Raw genomic sequence first — 16,134 nt, forward strand, 5'->3', positions numbered from 1 at the left:
GCGCTTGAATCCGCCTCCACGGGCGGGCATAAGAGCTGCCATCTCCCTTAAAAAGCGCCCATAGCCCAAGGATTTGAGAAGGATTTACGATGCCCGCCTATCGCTCCCGCACAACCACCCACGGCCGCAACATGGCGGGTGCTCGCGGCCTGTGGCGCGCCACCGGCATGAAGAACGAGGATTTCGGCAAGCCGATCATCGCGGTGGTCAACTCCTTCACCCAGTTCGTGCCCGGCCACGTCCATCTGCAGAATCTCGGCCAGCTCGTCGCACGCGAGATCGAGAAGGCCGGCGGCGTCGCCAAGGAATTCAACACCATCGCGGTCGATGACGGCATCGCGATGGGCCATGACGGCATGCTCTACAGCCTGCCCTCGCGCGAATTGATCGCCGACAGCGTCGAATACATGGTCAACGCGCACTGCGCCGACGCGATGGTCTGCATCTCCAACTGCGACAAGATCACCCCCGGCATGCTGATGGCGACGCTGCGCCTGAACATCCCGACGGTGTTCGTCTCGGGCGGCCCGATGGAATCCGGCAAGATCCTGCTCAAGGGCAAGAAGCGGGCGGTCGACCTGATCGATGCGATGGTGGCCGCCGCCGACTCCAACGTGTCGGACGAAGAGGTCGAGGTGATCGAGCGCTCGGCCTGCCCGACCTGCGGCTCCTGCTCCGGCATGTTCACCGCGAATTCGATGAACTGCCTGACCGAGGCGCTCGGCCTCGCGCTGCCCGGCAACGGCTCGGTGCTGGCGACGCATGCCGACCGCAAGAGCCTGTTCGTCGAGGCCGGCCATCTGATCGTCGATCTCGCCCGCCGCTATTACGAGCAGGACGACGCCAAGGTGCTGCCGCGCAACATCGCGAACTTCAAGTCGTTCGAGAACGCGATGACGCTCGACATCGCGATGGGCGGCTCCACCAACACCGTGCTGCATCTGCTCGCCGCCGCGCGCGAGGGCGAGGTGCCGTTCACGATGGCCGACATCGACCGGCTGTCGCGCAAGGTGCCGGTGCTGTGCAAGGTCGCGCCCTCGGTGCAGGACGTCCACATGGAGGACGTGCATCACGCCGGCGGCATCATGGCCATCCTCGGCGAGCTTGATCGCGCCAGGCTGCTCACGACCGACGGACCGACCGTGCACGCCGCGACGCTCGACGACGCGCTGAACCGCTGGGACGTGGTGCGGACCACTAGCGACAAGGTGCGCAACTTCTACCGCGCCGCGCCGGGCGGCGTGCCGACCCAGGAAGCCTTCAGCCAGGACCGCCGGTTCGACGACGTCGATGTCGATCGCGCCGAGGGCGTCATCCGCAACGCCGAGCACGCCTATTCCAAGGACGGCGGCCTCGCGGTGCTGTTCGGCAACCTCGCGGAGGACGGCTGCATCGTGAAGACCGCCGGCGTCGATCAGAGCATCCTGAAGTTCTCCGGCCCGGCCCGCATCTTCGAGAGCCAGGACGCCTCGGTCGATGCCATCCTCACCAACAAGGTGAAGGCCGGCGATGTCGTGCTGATCCGCTATGAAGGTCCGCGCGGCGGCCCGGGCATGCAGGAGATGCTCTATCCGACCAGCTATCTGAAGTCGAAGGGCCTCGGAAAGGCCTGCGCGCTGATCACCGACGGCCGCTTCTCCGGCGGATCGTCCGGCCTGTCGATCGGGCACGTCTCGCCGGAAGCCGCCGAAGGCGGCCTGATTGGTCTCGTCGAGGAAGGCGACATCATCGAGTTCGACATCCCGAACCGCAAGGTCAACCTCAAGGTCGACGATGCCGAGCTCAAGCGCCGCCGCGCGGCGATGGAAGCCAAGGGCAATGCGGCGTGGAAGCCGGCGGCACCACGCAAGCGCGCGGTCTCGACCGCCCTGAAAGCCTATGCGGCGTTCGCAAGCAGCGCGGCGAAGGGTGCGGTGCGCATCCTGCCGGAGTAATCGGCCAAAGCGTTTCGAGCGCGAAGTGGATACCGGTTCGCGTCAACAAATCGCGTCAAACAAAAAATCCAGAGCCCCGTTCCGATTCGATCGGAACGGGGCTCTGGACGCATTAGTTCACTTGCAAGTCGGCCGCTTCGATCCGGATGCGGTCGGCGTGCAGTGACCAGTCGCAGAGCGCCTGTTCCTGACAGAATTTGAGCTTGGCCATCTCGGTGGCCTGGCCTTCGCTCGAGGCGTCGACCTCGAGTTCGCCCTGGCAAACCTCGCGCTGGCGGCCGTTGCCGCCGAGCACGTCCTTCATGAACTGAACGACGAAGCGTGACATGGAAACCCTCCCTGCTGCGCCGGCAGAGCCCGGGGGTACCACGTTAGCACTAACGCGAAATGGTGTTGAGTTAATTCAGCGCGCGGATGCGGCGCTTTAATCTACGCGCCGGCCTGCGGCAGGCTGGCGGCAGCGATCGCGACGATCTGCGCAAGACGGCGGCCGATCCGGGCGGGCGCGTTGCGGAGCAATGACTGGACCTGTCGCATGACACTTCTTCCTTCCGTGCCCGGAATGGTCGGGCACCAACGCAAAATGGCGACTTCAGGCTAAGTCGTCGATATCTCAGGGGAAATAACAACGGATGCGTCGTGAGGCGGTGCCTTGGCAGTGGGTTTATTGCCTCGATCGAGGCTGCGACGAAGGAGATTTTCTCCGGTGTTTTTGCGCGCGCAACAACACGCGCACGAACGACCATTTGCGTGAGGAACGCACCGGCGGAACGGTTCGCTCCGCCCTTGCGATATCTATCCCCACAAGGTCGGGCCGCTTGCACGATTTCTGAATATTGGAAATTTACCCCTGAGTTGCCCGACGCGTCAAGTGCCTGGTCGAAACGCTGGCAGCCGTCAGCTTCTTTGCATGGGGTTGTTTTCGATATTTTGGCCGCACGCTGCCGCGGCCCCACAAGGCGGAGGCCTGACAGCAACGACCGTCGAGCTACCCCGGCACAAACCCGAACGCCCTCTCGAACCTTCTGGCGTAAGCCGGCCAGACCTCGGGATTGATGATGCGCGGCGGGCGCTTGCCGTCCAGGGCGTCGAGGATCTGCTCGGCCGCGATGCGGCCCATGTTGATGCGCGCCTCGCGGGTGACACCGGCGGTGTGCGGGCTCGCCAGCACGTTGTCGAACCGCAAGAGCGGATGATCCGGTGGCGGCGGTTCCTTGGCCCAGACGTCGAGGCCGGCGCCGGCGATGCGCTTTTCGCGCAGTGCATCTTCCAGCGCCTTCTCGTCATGGATGAAGCCGCGCGCGGTGGTGACGAAGTAGGCATGCGGCTGCATCAGCGCGAATTCGCGCGCACCGATCATGCCTCGGCTCTTGCCGTCCAGCGGGCAGGATATCGAGACGAAATCCGCGCGGCGCAGGAGATCGTCGAGCTCGACCTTCTCCGCGCCCCGCTTCGCCATCTCCTCGGCCGTGAGATAGGGATCGTAGGCGATCACCTTCATGTGCAAGAGGCCCTTGCACAGCTCGGCGATGCGGCGGCCGACATTGCCGAGGCCGACGATGCCGACGGTCTTCTCGTTCAGCTCGTTGCCGATCAGGTCGTTGCGGTTGACGTTGGCCTCGCGCCGCAGCCGGCGATCGGACTGGATGATGCGCTTCGACAGCGTCAGCATCATGCCGAGCGCGTGCTCGGCGACCGAATTGGCGTTGCCGCCGGACTGGTTGACCACCAGCACGCCCGCAGCCGTGCAGGCATCGACGTCGACGGGATCGAACCCGGCGCCGTTCGAGGACACGATCAGAAGGTTCGGCGCGCGCTTCAACAGCTCGGCATGGGCATGGAAATGCGGCGCCAGCTCGTCGCGGGCAGCGCCGATCTGGTAGGCATGCGCGTCCGCCAGAACGGGGGCGAATTGCGCCTCCGGCGTCTCGTTCTCGATACGGTCGAGCCGGACATCCGGTCGCTTCTTCAGGATGTCGACGTAGATCTCGTGGGCGAGGTATTTGACGTAGAACACGCGCTTGTTGTTGACGGTCATGTCTTCGGGCAGCTTTCAGTTTGGGAAGCCATAGAGTCGTGCGGGATTGTCGACGAGGATGCGGTGGCGGGTCGCGGCGTCCGGCGTCCACTCCTGGAACAGCGTCAGCAGATGGCCGGCGTCGGGCATCTCGCCCTCGACGCGCGGATGCGGCCAGTCGCCGCCCCACACCAGCTGTTCGGAGTTGGCAGCGACCAGTGCCTCGTGGAACGGCCGCGCGTCCGGATAATCGGGCGCCCGCCGGCTCAGGCGATGCGCGCCCGAGAGCTTGGCCCAGCACCAACCCTCCCCGACCGCGCGCAGCAGGCTCTGGAAGCCCGCGGTGTTGATGCCGGCGGCAGCGTCGGTGCGGCCCATGTGGTCGACCACGACCGGCAGGCCCAGCGCCTTCAGCATCGGGACTGCGTCAGGCAGATCCTTCACGTCGATCCAGAGTTGCAGATGCCAGCCGAGTTCGGCCATCACGGCCGCGTGCGTCTCGGCGACGCTCAAGGGGACGCCGCCGCGATAATGCAATTGCCCACCGCGGAAGAAATGGTTGAAGCGCAAGCCGCGGACGCCGAGCACATGCCATTGCCGCAGCGTACCCGCCGCGACATCGGCATCGGCCACCGCGACGCCGCGCAGCCGCGCCGGCTCGCGCTGCAACGCATCCAGCATCGCCGAATTGTCGTGGCCATGCGCGCTGCCCTGCACCAGCACGCCGCGCGTGAAACCCAGCGCATCGAGCATGCCGAGATAGGTCGCGAGCGGCGCGTCCGGCGGCGTGTAGCTGCGATCGGCGGCGTAGGGAAAACGGTCCGCCGGGCCGAACACATGCGCGTGCGTGTCGCAGGCCTTTGGCGGCAGCTTCTCTCGCGGCGGCGTCACCGGACGCGGCGGCAGGCAGGGTGGAATCTCGGCAGCCATCGACTTACTCCGCCTTCATGCCGGCGGCCTTGATGATCGACCCCCATTTGTCGTAGTCGGCCTTGATCTTGGCCGCGAATTTGTCCGGCGTGGAGCCGATCGGGATCGCGCCGAGCTTGCCGAGACGCTCCTTCACGGCATCGCTGTTCACCGCCGCCACGAAATCATGCGAAATCTCCGCAACGAGATCCGCGGGCATGTTGCCGGGACCGAGCAGACCCCACCACACCTCGGTGTCATAGCCCGGCACAATTTCCGACATGCTGGGCACATCTGATAGAAACGGCGCGCGCGAGCCCGTCGTCACCGCCAGCGCGCGGACCGTGCCGGCCTGCAACTGCCCGACCGATTCCGGCCCGTTGTTGAACGACATCGGAATTTGTCCGCCAAGCAGATCGTTGATCGCCGGCGCACCGCCCTTGTAGGGGATCGCATTGAGATCGATCTTGGCAAGGCTGTTGAGCAGCTCGCCGGCCAGATGGGTCGAGGTGCCGTTGCCGGCATGGGCAAAGGACAGGCTGCCAAGCTTCGCCTTCGCCGCGGCGATGACGTCACTGACCGATTTGAACGGTGAGTCCGCGCGCACCAGCAGCACGTTCGGCGATGACGCCAGCAGCGAGATCGGCGAAAAATCCTTGAACGTGTCGTAGGGCAACTTCGGATAGAGGAACGGATTGGTGGCGTGGCCACTCGCGACCATGATCAGATTGTAGCCATCGGGCGCGGAGCTTGCGATCGCCTGCGAGGCGATCACCCCGCCGGCGCCGGGCCGGTTCTCGACCACGATCGACTGCGTCCAGGTCTTCGACACGGCTTCGGCGAGCGTCCGCGTCAGCACGTCGACGCCACCGCCGGGCGGATATGGAACGAGAATATGAACGGCCTTTGCCGGGTATGGCTCCGCGGACGCAAGGCCGGCCACGACCGTGGCCGCTGCCGCAATGGCGGTCCGCCAGACCCATCCGGCCATCGACGCCTCCCGTCCCTTGATCGTTCCGTCCCTTGATCGTTGCCGCCTGTATCGCACGCCGGTTCGGCGCTGCGATGACCGAATTCCGCAGATCGCGTTGCGAGCGCGACATGTTGACAATCGCATGGTCAGCGTCAAGTTTCGAGCGGCAAGCGGCCATCAGCGCCGCGCGAGAGGGAGAGCAGGATGGCGGCCGCGGAACAAGCCTCGTCCCAGAAGACGGCGACCACCTGGCACGGCATCGTGCTGCAGACGCTGAAGCGGAACGAGATCAAGCTGGTGCCCTATGTGCCCGACCGGGTGCTGACCACGCTGATCAAGGACCTGCACGCCGATCCCTATTTCACGACGTTTCCGACCGCGCGCGAGGAAGAGGCCGTCGGCATCGTCTCCGGCGCCTGGATGGCGGGCACGCGCGGCGCGGTGCTGATGCAGACCTCGGGCTTTGCCACGCTCGCCAACGTGCTGGCCTCGCTCGCGGTGCCCTACCAGATCCCGCTGATCATGTTCGTCTCCGAGCGCGGCACGCTCGGCGAGTTCAATTACGGCCAGGCGCTGGTCTGCCGCACCATGCGCCCGGTGCTGGATTCGCTGGCGATGGAACATCACACCATCACCCGGCTCGACGAGCTCGAATTCATCGCCGACCGCTCGATCAAGCAGGCCGTCACCACCCAGGCGCCGGTGGCGCTGATCCTCTCGCCGCTGTTGACCGGCGGCAAGACCTTCGACAAGTGAGATCAGCCATGACCAGCACACAAGCGCGCAACACCAAGGTGATGAACCGCTTCGATCTCACCCAGCGCCTCGTCGCCGGGCTGAAGGACGAGGCCGTGATCGGCGGCATCGGCAACACCAACTTTGACCTTTGGGCCGCCGGCCATCGCCCCGAGAATTTCTACATGCTGGGCAGCATGGGACTTGCGTTTCCGATCGCGCTCGGCGTCGCGCTGGCGCAGCCCAAGCGCCGCGTGTTCGCGCTCGAAGGCGACGGCTCGCTGTTGATGCAGCTCGGTTGCCTCTCGACCATCGCGACCCTGGCGCCGAAGAATCTCACCATGGTGGTGATGGACAACGGCATCTATCAGATCACAGGCAGCCAGCCCACCCCGGCCGCGGGCCATACCGACCTCGTCGCGATCGCGCTCGCCAGCGGAATCGCGAACAGCTCCTGGGCCGCCGACGAGGACGATTTCGAGCGGCTGATCGAGCAGTCCAAATCGGCAGCCGGCCCGACCCTGATCGGCGTCCGCATCGACGACAAGCCCGGCACCGGCACCACCCGCCGCGACCCCGTGCAGATCCGCGAGCGCTTCATGCACGGGATGGGGGTCAGGCAGCTGCTGTGAGCGAACTGCCGCGACATCCCCGCCAGTCATTGCGAGCGCAGCGAAGCAACCCATCTCTCCGCATACGCCGAAAGATGGATTGCTTCGTCGCTTCGCTCCTCGCAATGACGGCAATCGACCCTAAGGCGTTGGCCCTCAATTCATCCGCAACTCCGTGATGTGCCGCGGATCCGGTGCAAGCTCGCCGCGCTCGACGCGCTTGACGATATCGGTCAGCGCGGCGTTGGCATTGCAGGCGAGGCCGAGCTTCTCGCCCTCGCGCACCACAAAGCCGTTGAGGAATTCGATCTCGGTGCGGCGGCCCTTTTGCATGTCCTGGCCCATCGAGGGGCGCTGCTCCGATGAAGTGCGCTTGGCATCCTTGAAGCGCTGCTCGTCGCAGGCGCGCGTCGCGGCCTCATCGCCCTCGCCGGCCCGCGCAATCGTCTCCGGCGGCAGATGCAGGATCTCTTCCAGCTGATAGCCCTGCGCCTGGCCGACGCGGATCGCCTCGCTGCCGAGCCGCGTCGAGAAGCGGCGCAGCGGTTCGCTTTGCAGCACCTCGCCGCCCGCCAGACCCGTGCAGGCCGACAGACCGTTGCCCATCACGTTGGCGACGAGCTTCGACCAGCGCTCGCCCCAGAGATTGCCGGTCACCTTGGCGCTGTCGGAAGTGCCGACCAGCCGGCACACCTCCTCCGCCCGTGCGGTGATGCGGCCATGCACCTCGCCGGCGCGGAACACGGTATGCGCCGCGCCGCCTTTGCCGGCGCCGCGGTGGATATGGCCGGGCTCGGGCAGATTGACGGTGATGCTGCTCGCGATGCAGCCGAGCGTCCTGCCCCAGCCGACGATGCCGGCGATCGTCTCCTCGTTCATGCAATTCTGCAGCGACACGACGTAACCGTCCGGCGCGAGATATTGCCGGATCAGCATGGTCGCCCAGGCCGTGTCGTAGGACTTCATGCAGACGAAGGCGATGTCGACCGGCTTCTCTTTTGCCAATTGCTGCGTGTCGGTAATGTGCAGCGCGCGCACCGGCACCGAGAATTCCGCAACATCCATCGCATGCGTGACGCGCAGTCCGTGCTTGCGCATGTGCGCAACATGCTCGGGCCAGGGATCGATGAAGGTGACGTCCTCACCCGCCTGCGCCATATGCGCACCGGCATAGCCGCCGACCGCACCCGCGCCGACGATCGCGATCTTCCGACCCATGTTTCCACCCTGCTCTTGTTTGGTGCGGACACTGGCTGCGTCCGCTTGTTTCGGACCAGTCTAGGCGATCGCGCCGTCAGGCCAACCAGGCCCCTCATGAAAAAAGCGGACCTGTGCCATGCGAAAATCCCCGCGGACGACAAGCCCGCGAGGATCTTTGCAGTTGGACACATCAGCGCGATCAGTCGATGATCTTGACGACCCGGCGGGTGCGCGGCTCGACGATCACGCGGCGATCATTGACAACAGCGTAGCGATATTCGGTGTAGCGCGGCACCGGACGAAGCACGACGGTGTCGGGCAGCGGCTCGCCGACCACGACGCGCTCGCGCACCACGACCGACGGTTCGTCGCGCGGGATCGAGGTGATCACCGCATTCGGAATCTCGAGGCCGGCGCCGACCGCAGCACCAACCGTGCCGCCGACGATCTCGCCAACCGGGCCTGCGATCTCGCCACCGGTTCGGGCACCGTTCGCGGCGCCCGCCGCGGTCGTGGACTGTGCGAAAGCCGAGCCGGACGCGAGCAGCGACGCAGCGGCGACAAGGGACACAGCAAAACGCTTGTTCATGATTCTCCTCCTCCGAGCTATGAGACGTCCCTTCAACATCGCAGGGAACGAGACGTTCCAGTTCCAACTCGGCAACTTGCGCGCAAATTCCAGTTCCGCGGCAACTCGCTTCAGTTCCAGCACAAACGAAAATGCTGCTTCGGATATTGTCCAAAGCGGCATTCATAGTTGGTTCAGATTCAGAGATAGTTCAGAGCAGAAGCACGCTGCGCGCCGTTCATTCCGGCGGTTTTTGACCGGCTCGTCGTCTTGGCGTTCGCCGTCTTGGAGGTGCTTTCGCAGGGGTGTCAGCTGAAGGCTTGATACGGATTCGCGTCGTCCCGCCCTTGGGCTGTTCGATCTCGAAGGCATTTGTCCTGCGGACCAGCTCGCTCAGGGTGCGGAAGCCGTAGGTCCTTTGATCGAAATCCGACGCCAGATTGGCCAGTTGCCGTCCGACCTCGCCGAGCGTCACCCAGCCGTCCTCGCTGGCCATCTGGCCGATCACCTTCTTGAGGATGGGCGTGGCGGCGTCGGGCGGCTGCAACGGCTGGGCACGCACCGCGGCGTCCTGATTGCTCGTCACGCCGCCGCGCAAATTCTCGGTATAGACGAACCTGCGGCAGGCCTGCCGAAAACTCTCCGGCGTCTTCTGCTCGCCAAACCCGAATACGTCGATGCCGTGCTCGCGGATGCGGGCGGCAAGCCGGGTGAAATCGCTGTCCGACGACACCAGGCAGAAGCCATCGAACCGGCCGCTGTGCAGCAGGTCCATCGCGTCGATCACCAGGGTGATGTCGGATGCATTCTTGCCGGTCGTATAGGCGAATTGCTGCTGCGGGATGATGGCGTGCTTGGACAGAATGTCGGCCCAGCCCTTGGACCGCGGATTGGAGAAGTCGCCATAGATGCGGCGCACGCTGGCCTCGCCGATCTTGGCGATCTCCTCGAACAGCCCATCGGCGATCCTTGCAGATGCATTGTCGGCGTCGATCAGGACCGCCAGACGGGGCGAACGGAGTTCGGAAGGCATGGCTTCTCTCTGCTGGGATACGATGGATCAAGATGCGCGGACAGTTCCGGAACCGGCGCAGCCGTCGCATCGGAGCACATCGCGCGTCCCAAGCATAGGGTCGGCGGCATCGCCGGGACTTTCACGGCGAATGCACCTTTGGGTGTGGTCAGAGCACCTCGCCCATGTCGATCGCGCGCCTCGCGAACTCGATGGCCTTCTCGGCGGTGATCGCATCCGCCGTGGTCGTCGCCTCGTCGCGGACCGACGGCGGAGACGCAATCCGGATCTTCTTGCCGTTCGACCGTCGGATCGTCGCGCGCCAGCGATCGACATCGCGCCGGTAGGCATCGATCACAAAATCCCGATAGGTAACGCCGCTCATGAGCGGCTGAAGCGACGCGGCTTCGAGGCCAGCCGGCCGGCTTGCGACATCGCGGACCAACTCGACAATCATCTCGACCGCATGCTCACGCGCGGCGCCGGTCGCGTCCCTGAGCAGATAGCTCACCGCCGCGCCGATCTGCGCCCGTGCGCGATCGTCGCTCGCAAAATCCGAATCGACCTGAACTGACATGATGGGGAAAACGCCTCCTCCGGACCCAATATCGGATACCTCCCGGCATCCGGTACGCCGCAACAAGAAGACCTTTAGTCGGCCCCCATTAAAGCCGGATTATCGGACAGGCCCCGATTTCTCGGATGCCGTTAACCGGGCTTTGATGCCGCTTTGGAAGATGTCCGAAACGGCATCGAACGTCGATCGGATCACAGCAGGCGCGCGCCGCGCGCCGATTTGTCGCCGGCGCTGTCCGGCGCGGAGGCCGGCTCGCTCCCGCCAGTTCGCGCGTGATCACCAATTGACATATCACTGCTATCCGTGTGACATTTTATGGAACGGGCCGACAAGAGCCCGGCAACGTCCACCTGGGGAGGACAGCAATGACCATTTCCGACGTCACCGCAGCGGCCGGAAGCCGGGCTCCGGCCGCCGTCGCGCGCACCGCGCAAGCGCAGCAGGTCGCGGACATCGCGGCACGGCTCGAACGGCTGCCACTGACCTCCTATCAGCGCTGGATCTTCGGAATCATCGCGACCGCGTGGTTCTTCGACAGCATGGACCTGGCCGCGCTGACTTTCGTGCTCGGCTCGATCCGCCAGACCTTCGGCTTGTCGACGGCGGAAGCCGGGCTGCTGTCCAGCATGAGCTTCCTCGGCATGTTCATGGGCGCCGCGTCCGCCGGCCTGCTGGCCGACCGTTTCGGCCGCGCCCGCGTCTTCCAGGTCAGCATGATCTTCTGGGGATTGGGCAGCCTGTGCTGTGGTCTCTCGACGACGGCGACCGCGCTCGGCGCATCCCGCCTGCTGCTCGGCTTCGGCATGGGCATGGAGTTTCCGGTCGCGCAGTCGATGGTTTCGGAGATCATGCCGGCCCGCAACCGCGGCCGCTACATCGCGTTCCTCGAAGGGTTTTGGCCGCTCGGCTTCATCGCGTCGGGCCTGTTGACCTACTTCGTGCTGCAGGTCGCCGACTGGCGCTGGGTGTTCATCCTGCAGGCGATCCCGGCCGTGTTCGTGCTTATCGTGCGACGCTACGTTCCGGAATCGCCGCGCTGGCTCGCTTCCCATGGCTATTCCGAGCGGGCCGAAGCGACCGTGCGCGACATCGAAAGCAGGGTCCGCGACCGTCTCGGCAGCAAGGAGCTGCCGCCGGTCGTACGCCAGGCGGCCGCACCCGCGTCCGAAGTGACCGGCCTGAGGACGCTGTTTTCGGGCATCTACGCCAAGCGGACCACGATGTTGTGGACCTTGTGGTTCTTCGCCCTGCTCGGCTTCTACGGCCTGACCACGTGGCTCGGCGCGCTGCTGCAGGCCAAGGGATTCCCGATCACCAAATCGGTGTTCTACACCATCCTGATCTCGCTCGCGGGCATTCCCGGCTTCCTGGTCTCGGCCTGGCTCGTCGAATCCTGGGGCCGAAAGGCGACGCTGGTGATGAACCTGCTCTGCGGCGCGATCGCCTGCCACTTCTACGGCTCGGCGGCGGACCAGACCCAGCTCATCATTGCAGGCCTCTGCATGCAGTTCTTCCTGTTCGGCATGTGGTCGGCGCTTTACGCCTATACGCCTGAACTATATCCGACCCATGTCCGTGCCACCGGAACCGGTTTTGCCTCCGCGATCGGCCGAATCGGTTCGCTGATCGGCCCCTATGTGATCGGCGTGATCCTGCCCGCGGCGGGGCAGAGCGGCGTGTTCGCGCTGGGCGCCGGCGCGTTCGTGGTGGCGGCGCTGGCGGTGCTGTTGCTCGGCGAGGAAACCCGCGGCCGCACGCTGGAAAGCATTTCGCACTGATGATGCGCCGCGGTTCGCTGCACGCGGCCGGATTCGGTGCAGCGCCAGTCGAGCGGCCTTGTCAGTGCCGCCGGGGCGTGTGAGATATCTGCTGTACAGCAGCACGCAAGATCCCGATGGCCGATTCGAACAAGCGATCCAGCACGGTGCGCGCCCGCGCAGCAGGAAACCGCCGGCCGGCGCGGCCATCGTCCGCCGCCGCCAAGCCGCGCGCTGCCGCGCAGGCCCGTCTCCCGCAAGCCGACGTCACCCTCACCGATCGCGCCTATGCCGAGCTGGAAGAGCTGATCGTGACGCTGCAACTGCCGCCCGGCACCGCGCTGTCCGAGCTCGTGCTCGCCAAGCGGCTCGACATCGGCCGCACCCCGATCCGCGAGGCGCTGCAGCGGCTGTCGCGCGACGGCCTCGTCAACATCCTGGCCCGTCGCGGCGTGCTGGTGTCGGAGATCGACCTGCGGGCCCAGCTCCGGCTGCTCGAGGTGCGCCGCGAGCTGGAACGGCTGATGGCGCGCGGCGCCGCCGAGCGCGCCACCAGCGAGCAGCGTGCACAGTTCTCCGAGATCGCCGCCGGCATGCGGCGCGCGGCGGAAAAATCCGACGATCTGCTGTTCATGCGGCTGGATCACCAGTTCAACACCCTGATCTCGGCGGCGTCGCGCAACGAGTTCGCTTCCCGCGCCATGGGCCTGATGCACGGCCTGTCGCGCCGATTCTGGTACCAGCATTACAAGGAAGCGGCCGACCTGCCGCTCGCGGCGCGGCTGCATGCCGACGTCGCCGAAGCCGTCGCCGAGCGCCGTGTCGATGCCGCGGGCGCCGCCTCCGACAGCCTGATCGACTACATCGAAAGCTTTGCGCGTTCGACGCTGTGAGAACTTTCAGAGCTCGACGACCGTGCGGATCGAGCGGCCGCGTCGCAACGCCTCGAAGCCGTCATTGATGCCGTCGAGGGTGCAGCGGCCGGTGATCAATTCGTCGAGCTTGAGCCGGCCGTCGAGATAGGCCTGCGCCAGCAAGGGAAAGTCGCGCCTTGGCCGCGCGCCGCCATAGCTCGAGCGGCGAAATCGCTTCTCGCCCATCAACGCGCCCCAGCGAAAACCCACGTCCTGCGTGACGTCGATCTTGCCGAGCCAGATCACCTCACCGCCCGGCCGCACCGCTTCCGCAGTCTGCCGAAACGCCTTGGGATGGCCCGCCGCCTCGAGGATGACGTCGGCACCCCGCCCCTGCGTCGCCTCTTTTGCGAACTGGACCGGGTCTTCGCGCGCCGCGTTAACGGCTTGCGTCGCGCCGAGTTGCCGCGCCAGCGCAAGCTTTGCATCGTCGAGGTCGACCGCGATGATCGCACCGGCGCCGGCGAGCCGGGCGCCCTGCACCGCTGCCAGCCCGACCGCGCCGCAGCCGGTGACCATCACGGTATCGCCATGGCCGATGGCGGCGACGTTCAACGCAGCGCCAACGCCGGTCATCACGCCGCAGCCGATCAGGCACGCACGGTCGAACGGAATGTCTTTCGGCACGACGATCGCCTGCTGCGCCGGCAGCACGAGGTATTCCGAGAATGCGCCGAGGAACATCAGATGCGCCAGGCTGCCGCCGCCCGCGAGACGCGCCTTCAACGCACCGTCGAAATGCACGCCTTCCGCGCCCCTGGCGAGATAGGTCTCGCACAGGATCGGCTGCGCGCGGTCGCAGTGAAAGCAGTGCCCGCAATGCGGATTCCAGGACAGGATCACGTGATCGCCGGCACGCACGTCATGCACCGCGCTGCCGACCTCCTCGACCACGCCGGCCGCCTCGTGCCCGAGGATCATCGGCAAGGGGTAGCGCAGCGATCCGTCGATCACCTCCAGATCGGTGTGGCAGAGCCCCGCGGCACGCACCTTCACCACGACGTCGGTCGGCGTGGGCGGTGCAAGCGAAACGCGCTCGATGGAGAGCGGCGTTCCGCTTTGATGCAGCACCGCCGCGCGACAGGTCAGGGTCATTTCAAAGAATTCTCCGGCGGAGAAATCCGCGTGGGGTTAGGCCGCTTGTCCGGATCGCAGCGCCGCGACCGCCTCGTCGAGATCGGCCGAGGAGAGCTCCCATTCATTGCCGAAATTCGCGACGATGCGCCGCATGAAGCTCTCGTGCAGCGCCTTCGCCGCGGTGGCGTCGTGCAGATGATCATAGAGCAGCGCGAAGGCCAACTGGGCCGGCTCGGGCCCCTCGTAGCTCCATTCAAATCCGTGTTCGGTGAGCCGAAGCTGGTCGTAATGCGGTGACAGCGGCTCGCCGTCGACCAGCACGGAAATGCCGTCGATGGTACGGTCCCCGGCATAGCTCGCCATCGGAGTCTCCCTGTGCTGCAGCATCATATCAGGATCCCGGTGGACGCACCTTGAGGTCCTTCTTGACGACCTCGGGGAAGATCCACATCGCGACCGTGGCGAATACGCCAAGGAAGGCGACCGCGTAGCTCGGTCCCTGCTGTCCGAGATAGACCATGAAGAAATATCCGCAGACCGCCGTGGCGAGGCACGCCAGCGACAGCATGAGCTTGATGTGGCTTGGCATCGAGACCTCCCTCTAGGTCCACATGTGGAACGATGGCGCGGCCACGCCGACGAGCAGCGCAAGCGCCGCGATCATGGCGCCGCAGGACAGGCGCAATCCCGCGCGTCCGTCGCGCCACCAGTCCGGCAGCGCCTGAAACAGCCCGGGCAGGAACAGGAATAGCACACCGCCCACCACAACGACCGTGGTCCAGCGCAGTTCGACCAAGGCGAATGCCAGCGTGCCGACGAGCAACATCGCCCACAATGCGGTCGTCATCGTCACCGGCAGAACGGCGCGTCCGCGCAGCGGATACATCCCGGCCAGTTGCAGGAAGCCGATGCAGCACACGCTCCATAGCAGGCCGAACCAGGCGAGGCCCGCGAGATTCGGTTCAAGCTGCGGCATGCGGCACCGATTGCTCCTTCACCACGACCCGCGGCGTCCGCGCCGTGCGCCGCATGTCGGTCTTCACGTAGCGCGTGCTGTAGCCGTTGAAGATGTGGCCAAGCAGGCCGCGATTGAGATCGGACGTGCCGAACACATAGTCCATCACCGGGAAGGTCAGGTTCATGTTCCGCTCCATCATGATCGACTGGTTGTGATGGGCGGTATGATGCCGGCGGATGGTGTTGACGAACGGCATATTGCGCACGAAGGCGTTTTCCTCGACGTGGCAGCAGAAGTGCATGAATTCGTAGATCAGGTACATCGACGTCGTCGTGGTGATCAGCAGCCAGCCGGTATTGGCCGAGATCACGAGGCCGGCGACGATCGCCGGCGGGATCGACATCAGGGTGAACACCACGAGCGCATAGGGCGGAAAGAAGGTGACGCGCCAGTCGTGATGGTCGGCGAAGCGCATTTCCTCCTCGGTGAAGAACTGATGGTGCATCAGCGTGTGGCGGCTGTAGATCGCGCGCAGCAGCGGCACGTTCGAGGGCCTATGCATGACGAAGCGATGCACCGCCCATTCGAAGAAATTCGCGATCAGGAACACCGCCGGAACGGTGAGATATTCCCACCACTTCAAATCGTGCACATTGGCCAGATAGACGTACAGCGCCGTGAAACCGATCGTGTAGATCAGCACGACGTGCAGCCAGCCATTGTACCAGCCCACCACCCGCTCGCGGTAGGTCGCGCGATATTTGCGCTGGCGGTCGGTCATCCCTGTTGCAGCCAACTCCATCGCGGCGTCCTCCACCATTCTTATCTGACATATCAGTAGCACATCAGATGCGAAAGGCAAGCTGCCTTGGTGAGCCGACGCGATCGGAAA

18 protein-coding genes are annotated in these 16,134 nt (G+C 65.3%); 5 read left to right on the plus strand and 13 right to left on the minus strand.

Translation table 11 applies throughout. The features are described from left to right. The first annotated feature begins 89 nt into the window (after positions 1-89). Positions 90-1,934 carry a dihydroxy-acid dehydratase gene (ilvD, locus tag AC066Y_RS23450; protein ID WP_478275932.1) on the plus strand — a complete coding sequence of 615 codons (1,845 nt, stop codon included), beginning with the start codon at positions 90-92 and terminating at the stop codon, positions 1,932-1,934. 112 nt (positions 1,935-2,046) lie between these two features. Here the strand turns inward: ilvD and AC066Y_RS23455 are convergent, their stop codons facing one another. The 4 genes from AC066Y_RS23455 to AC066Y_RS23470 all read right to left on the minus strand — a co-directional run bounded on the left by AC066Y_RS23455 (position 2,047) and on the right by AC066Y_RS23470 (position 5,851). Next, complete coding sequence (locus AC066Y_RS23455; RefSeq protein ID WP_456757604.1) at positions 2,047-2,262, minus strand: hypothetical protein; 216 nt, start codon at positions 2,260-2,262, stop codon at positions 2,047-2,049. 660 nt (positions 2,263-2,922) lie between these two features. Beyond that, positions 2,923-3,972: a hydroxyacid dehydrogenase gene (locus AC066Y_RS23460; RefSeq protein ID WP_478275933.1), complete on the minus strand. Its 1,050-nt coding sequence runs from the start codon at positions 3,970-3,972 to the stop codon at positions 2,923-2,925. Between the two features lie 15 nt (positions 3,973-3,987). After that, a complete protein-coding gene (locus AC066Y_RS23465; RefSeq protein WP_478275934.1) occupies positions 3,988-4,881 on the minus strand; it encodes an amidohydrolase family protein in 894 nt (297 codons plus the stop codon). Positions 4,882-4,885: 4 nt separating this feature from the next. Next, positions 4,886-5,851, minus strand: a complete 966-nt coding sequence (locus tag AC066Y_RS23470; RefSeq protein ID WP_478275935.1) for a Bug family tripartite tricarboxylate transporter substrate binding protein — start codon at positions 5,849-5,851, stop codon at positions 4,886-4,888. 186 nt (positions 5,852-6,037) lie between these two features. Here AC066Y_RS23470 and AC066Y_RS23475 point away from each other — a divergent pair, with 186 nt between their 5' ends. Then, positions 6,038-6,589, plus strand: a complete 552-nt coding sequence (locus AC066Y_RS23475; RefSeq protein ID WP_050405122.1) for a thiamine pyrophosphate-binding protein — start codon at positions 6,038-6,040, stop codon at positions 6,587-6,589. A gap of 8 nt (positions 6,590-6,597) precedes the next feature. After that, positions 6,598-7,200, plus strand: a complete 603-nt coding sequence (locus AC066Y_RS23480; RefSeq protein WP_478275936.1) for a thiamine pyrophosphate-dependent enzyme — start codon at positions 6,598-6,600, stop codon at positions 7,198-7,200. Between the two features lie 135 nt (positions 7,201-7,335). Here AC066Y_RS23480 and AC066Y_RS23485 read toward each other — a convergent pair whose 3' ends face one another. From AC066Y_RS23485 to AC066Y_RS23500, 4 genes are all read right to left on the minus strand, one after another. After that, on the minus strand, positions 7,336-8,397 hold the full coding sequence (locus AC066Y_RS23485) for a ketopantoate reductase family protein (protein ID WP_478275937.1): 1,062 nt from the start codon (positions 8,395-8,397) through the stop codon (positions 7,336-7,338). 181 nt (positions 8,398-8,578) lie between these two features. Then, positions 8,579-8,968, minus strand: a complete 390-nt coding sequence (locus AC066Y_RS23490) for a DUF1236 domain-containing protein (RefSeq protein WP_163160259.1) — start codon at positions 8,966-8,968, stop codon at positions 8,579-8,581. A 217-nt stretch (positions 8,969-9,185) separates the two neighbouring features. After that, complete coding sequence (locus AC066Y_RS23495; RefSeq protein ID WP_478275938.1) at positions 9,186-9,980, minus strand: NYN domain-containing protein; 795 nt, start codon at positions 9,978-9,980, stop codon at positions 9,186-9,188. A gap of 148 nt (positions 9,981-10,128) precedes the next feature. Further along, on the minus strand, positions 10,129-10,536 hold the full coding sequence (locus tag AC066Y_RS23500; protein ID WP_478275939.1) for a hypothetical protein: 408 nt from the start codon (positions 10,534-10,536) through the stop codon (positions 10,129-10,131). A 365-nt stretch (positions 10,537-10,901) separates the two neighbouring features. On the opposite strand from AC066Y_RS23500, the gene AC066Y_RS23505 reads away from it, so the two are divergent. Then, entirely contained in the window at positions 10,902-12,314 is a 1,413-nt protein-coding gene (locus AC066Y_RS23505) for an MFS transporter (RefSeq protein WP_478275940.1), read from the plus strand. 116 nt (positions 12,315-12,430) lie between these two features. Next, complete coding sequence (locus tag AC066Y_RS23510) at positions 12,431-13,186, plus strand: GntR family transcriptional regulator (RefSeq protein WP_478275941.1); 756 nt, start codon at positions 12,431-12,433, stop codon at positions 13,184-13,186. A gap of 6 nt (positions 13,187-13,192) precedes the next feature. Here the strand turns inward: AC066Y_RS23510 and AC066Y_RS23515 are convergent, their stop codons facing one another. Genes AC066Y_RS23515 through AC066Y_RS23535 form a run of 5 tightly spaced genes read right to left on the minus strand, consistent with a single transcriptional unit; the run spans position 13,193 to position 16,044 of the window. Beyond that, positions 13,193-14,302 carry a Zn-dependent alcohol dehydrogenase gene (locus AC066Y_RS23515; RefSeq protein WP_478275942.1) on the minus strand — a complete coding sequence of 370 codons (1,110 nt, stop codon included), beginning with the start codon at positions 14,300-14,302 and terminating at the stop codon, positions 13,193-13,195. A 36-nt stretch (positions 14,303-14,338) separates the two neighbouring features. Continuing rightward, positions 14,339-14,647, minus strand: a complete 309-nt coding sequence (locus AC066Y_RS23520; RefSeq protein WP_478275943.1) for a DUF6166 domain-containing protein — start codon at positions 14,645-14,647, stop codon at positions 14,339-14,341. 28 nt (positions 14,648-14,675) lie between these two features. Next, positions 14,676-14,873, minus strand: a complete 198-nt coding sequence (locus tag AC066Y_RS23525; RefSeq protein ID WP_478275944.1) for a hypothetical protein — start codon at positions 14,871-14,873, stop codon at positions 14,676-14,678. Positions 14,874-14,885: 12 nt separating this feature from the next. Next, a complete protein-coding gene (locus tag AC066Y_RS23530) occupies positions 14,886-15,260 on the minus strand; it encodes a hypothetical protein (protein WP_478275945.1) in 375 nt (124 codons plus the stop codon). Then, positions 15,247-16,044, minus strand: a complete 798-nt coding sequence (locus AC066Y_RS23535; RefSeq protein WP_478275946.1) for a sterol desaturase family protein — start codon at positions 16,042-16,044, stop codon at positions 15,247-15,249. The genes AC066Y_RS23530 and AC066Y_RS23535 overlap by 14 nt, the downstream gene beginning before the upstream one ends. Between the last annotated feature and the right edge of the window lie 90 nt (positions 16,045-16,134).

Source organism: Bradyrhizobium sp. USDA3010, from assembly GCF_056429065.1.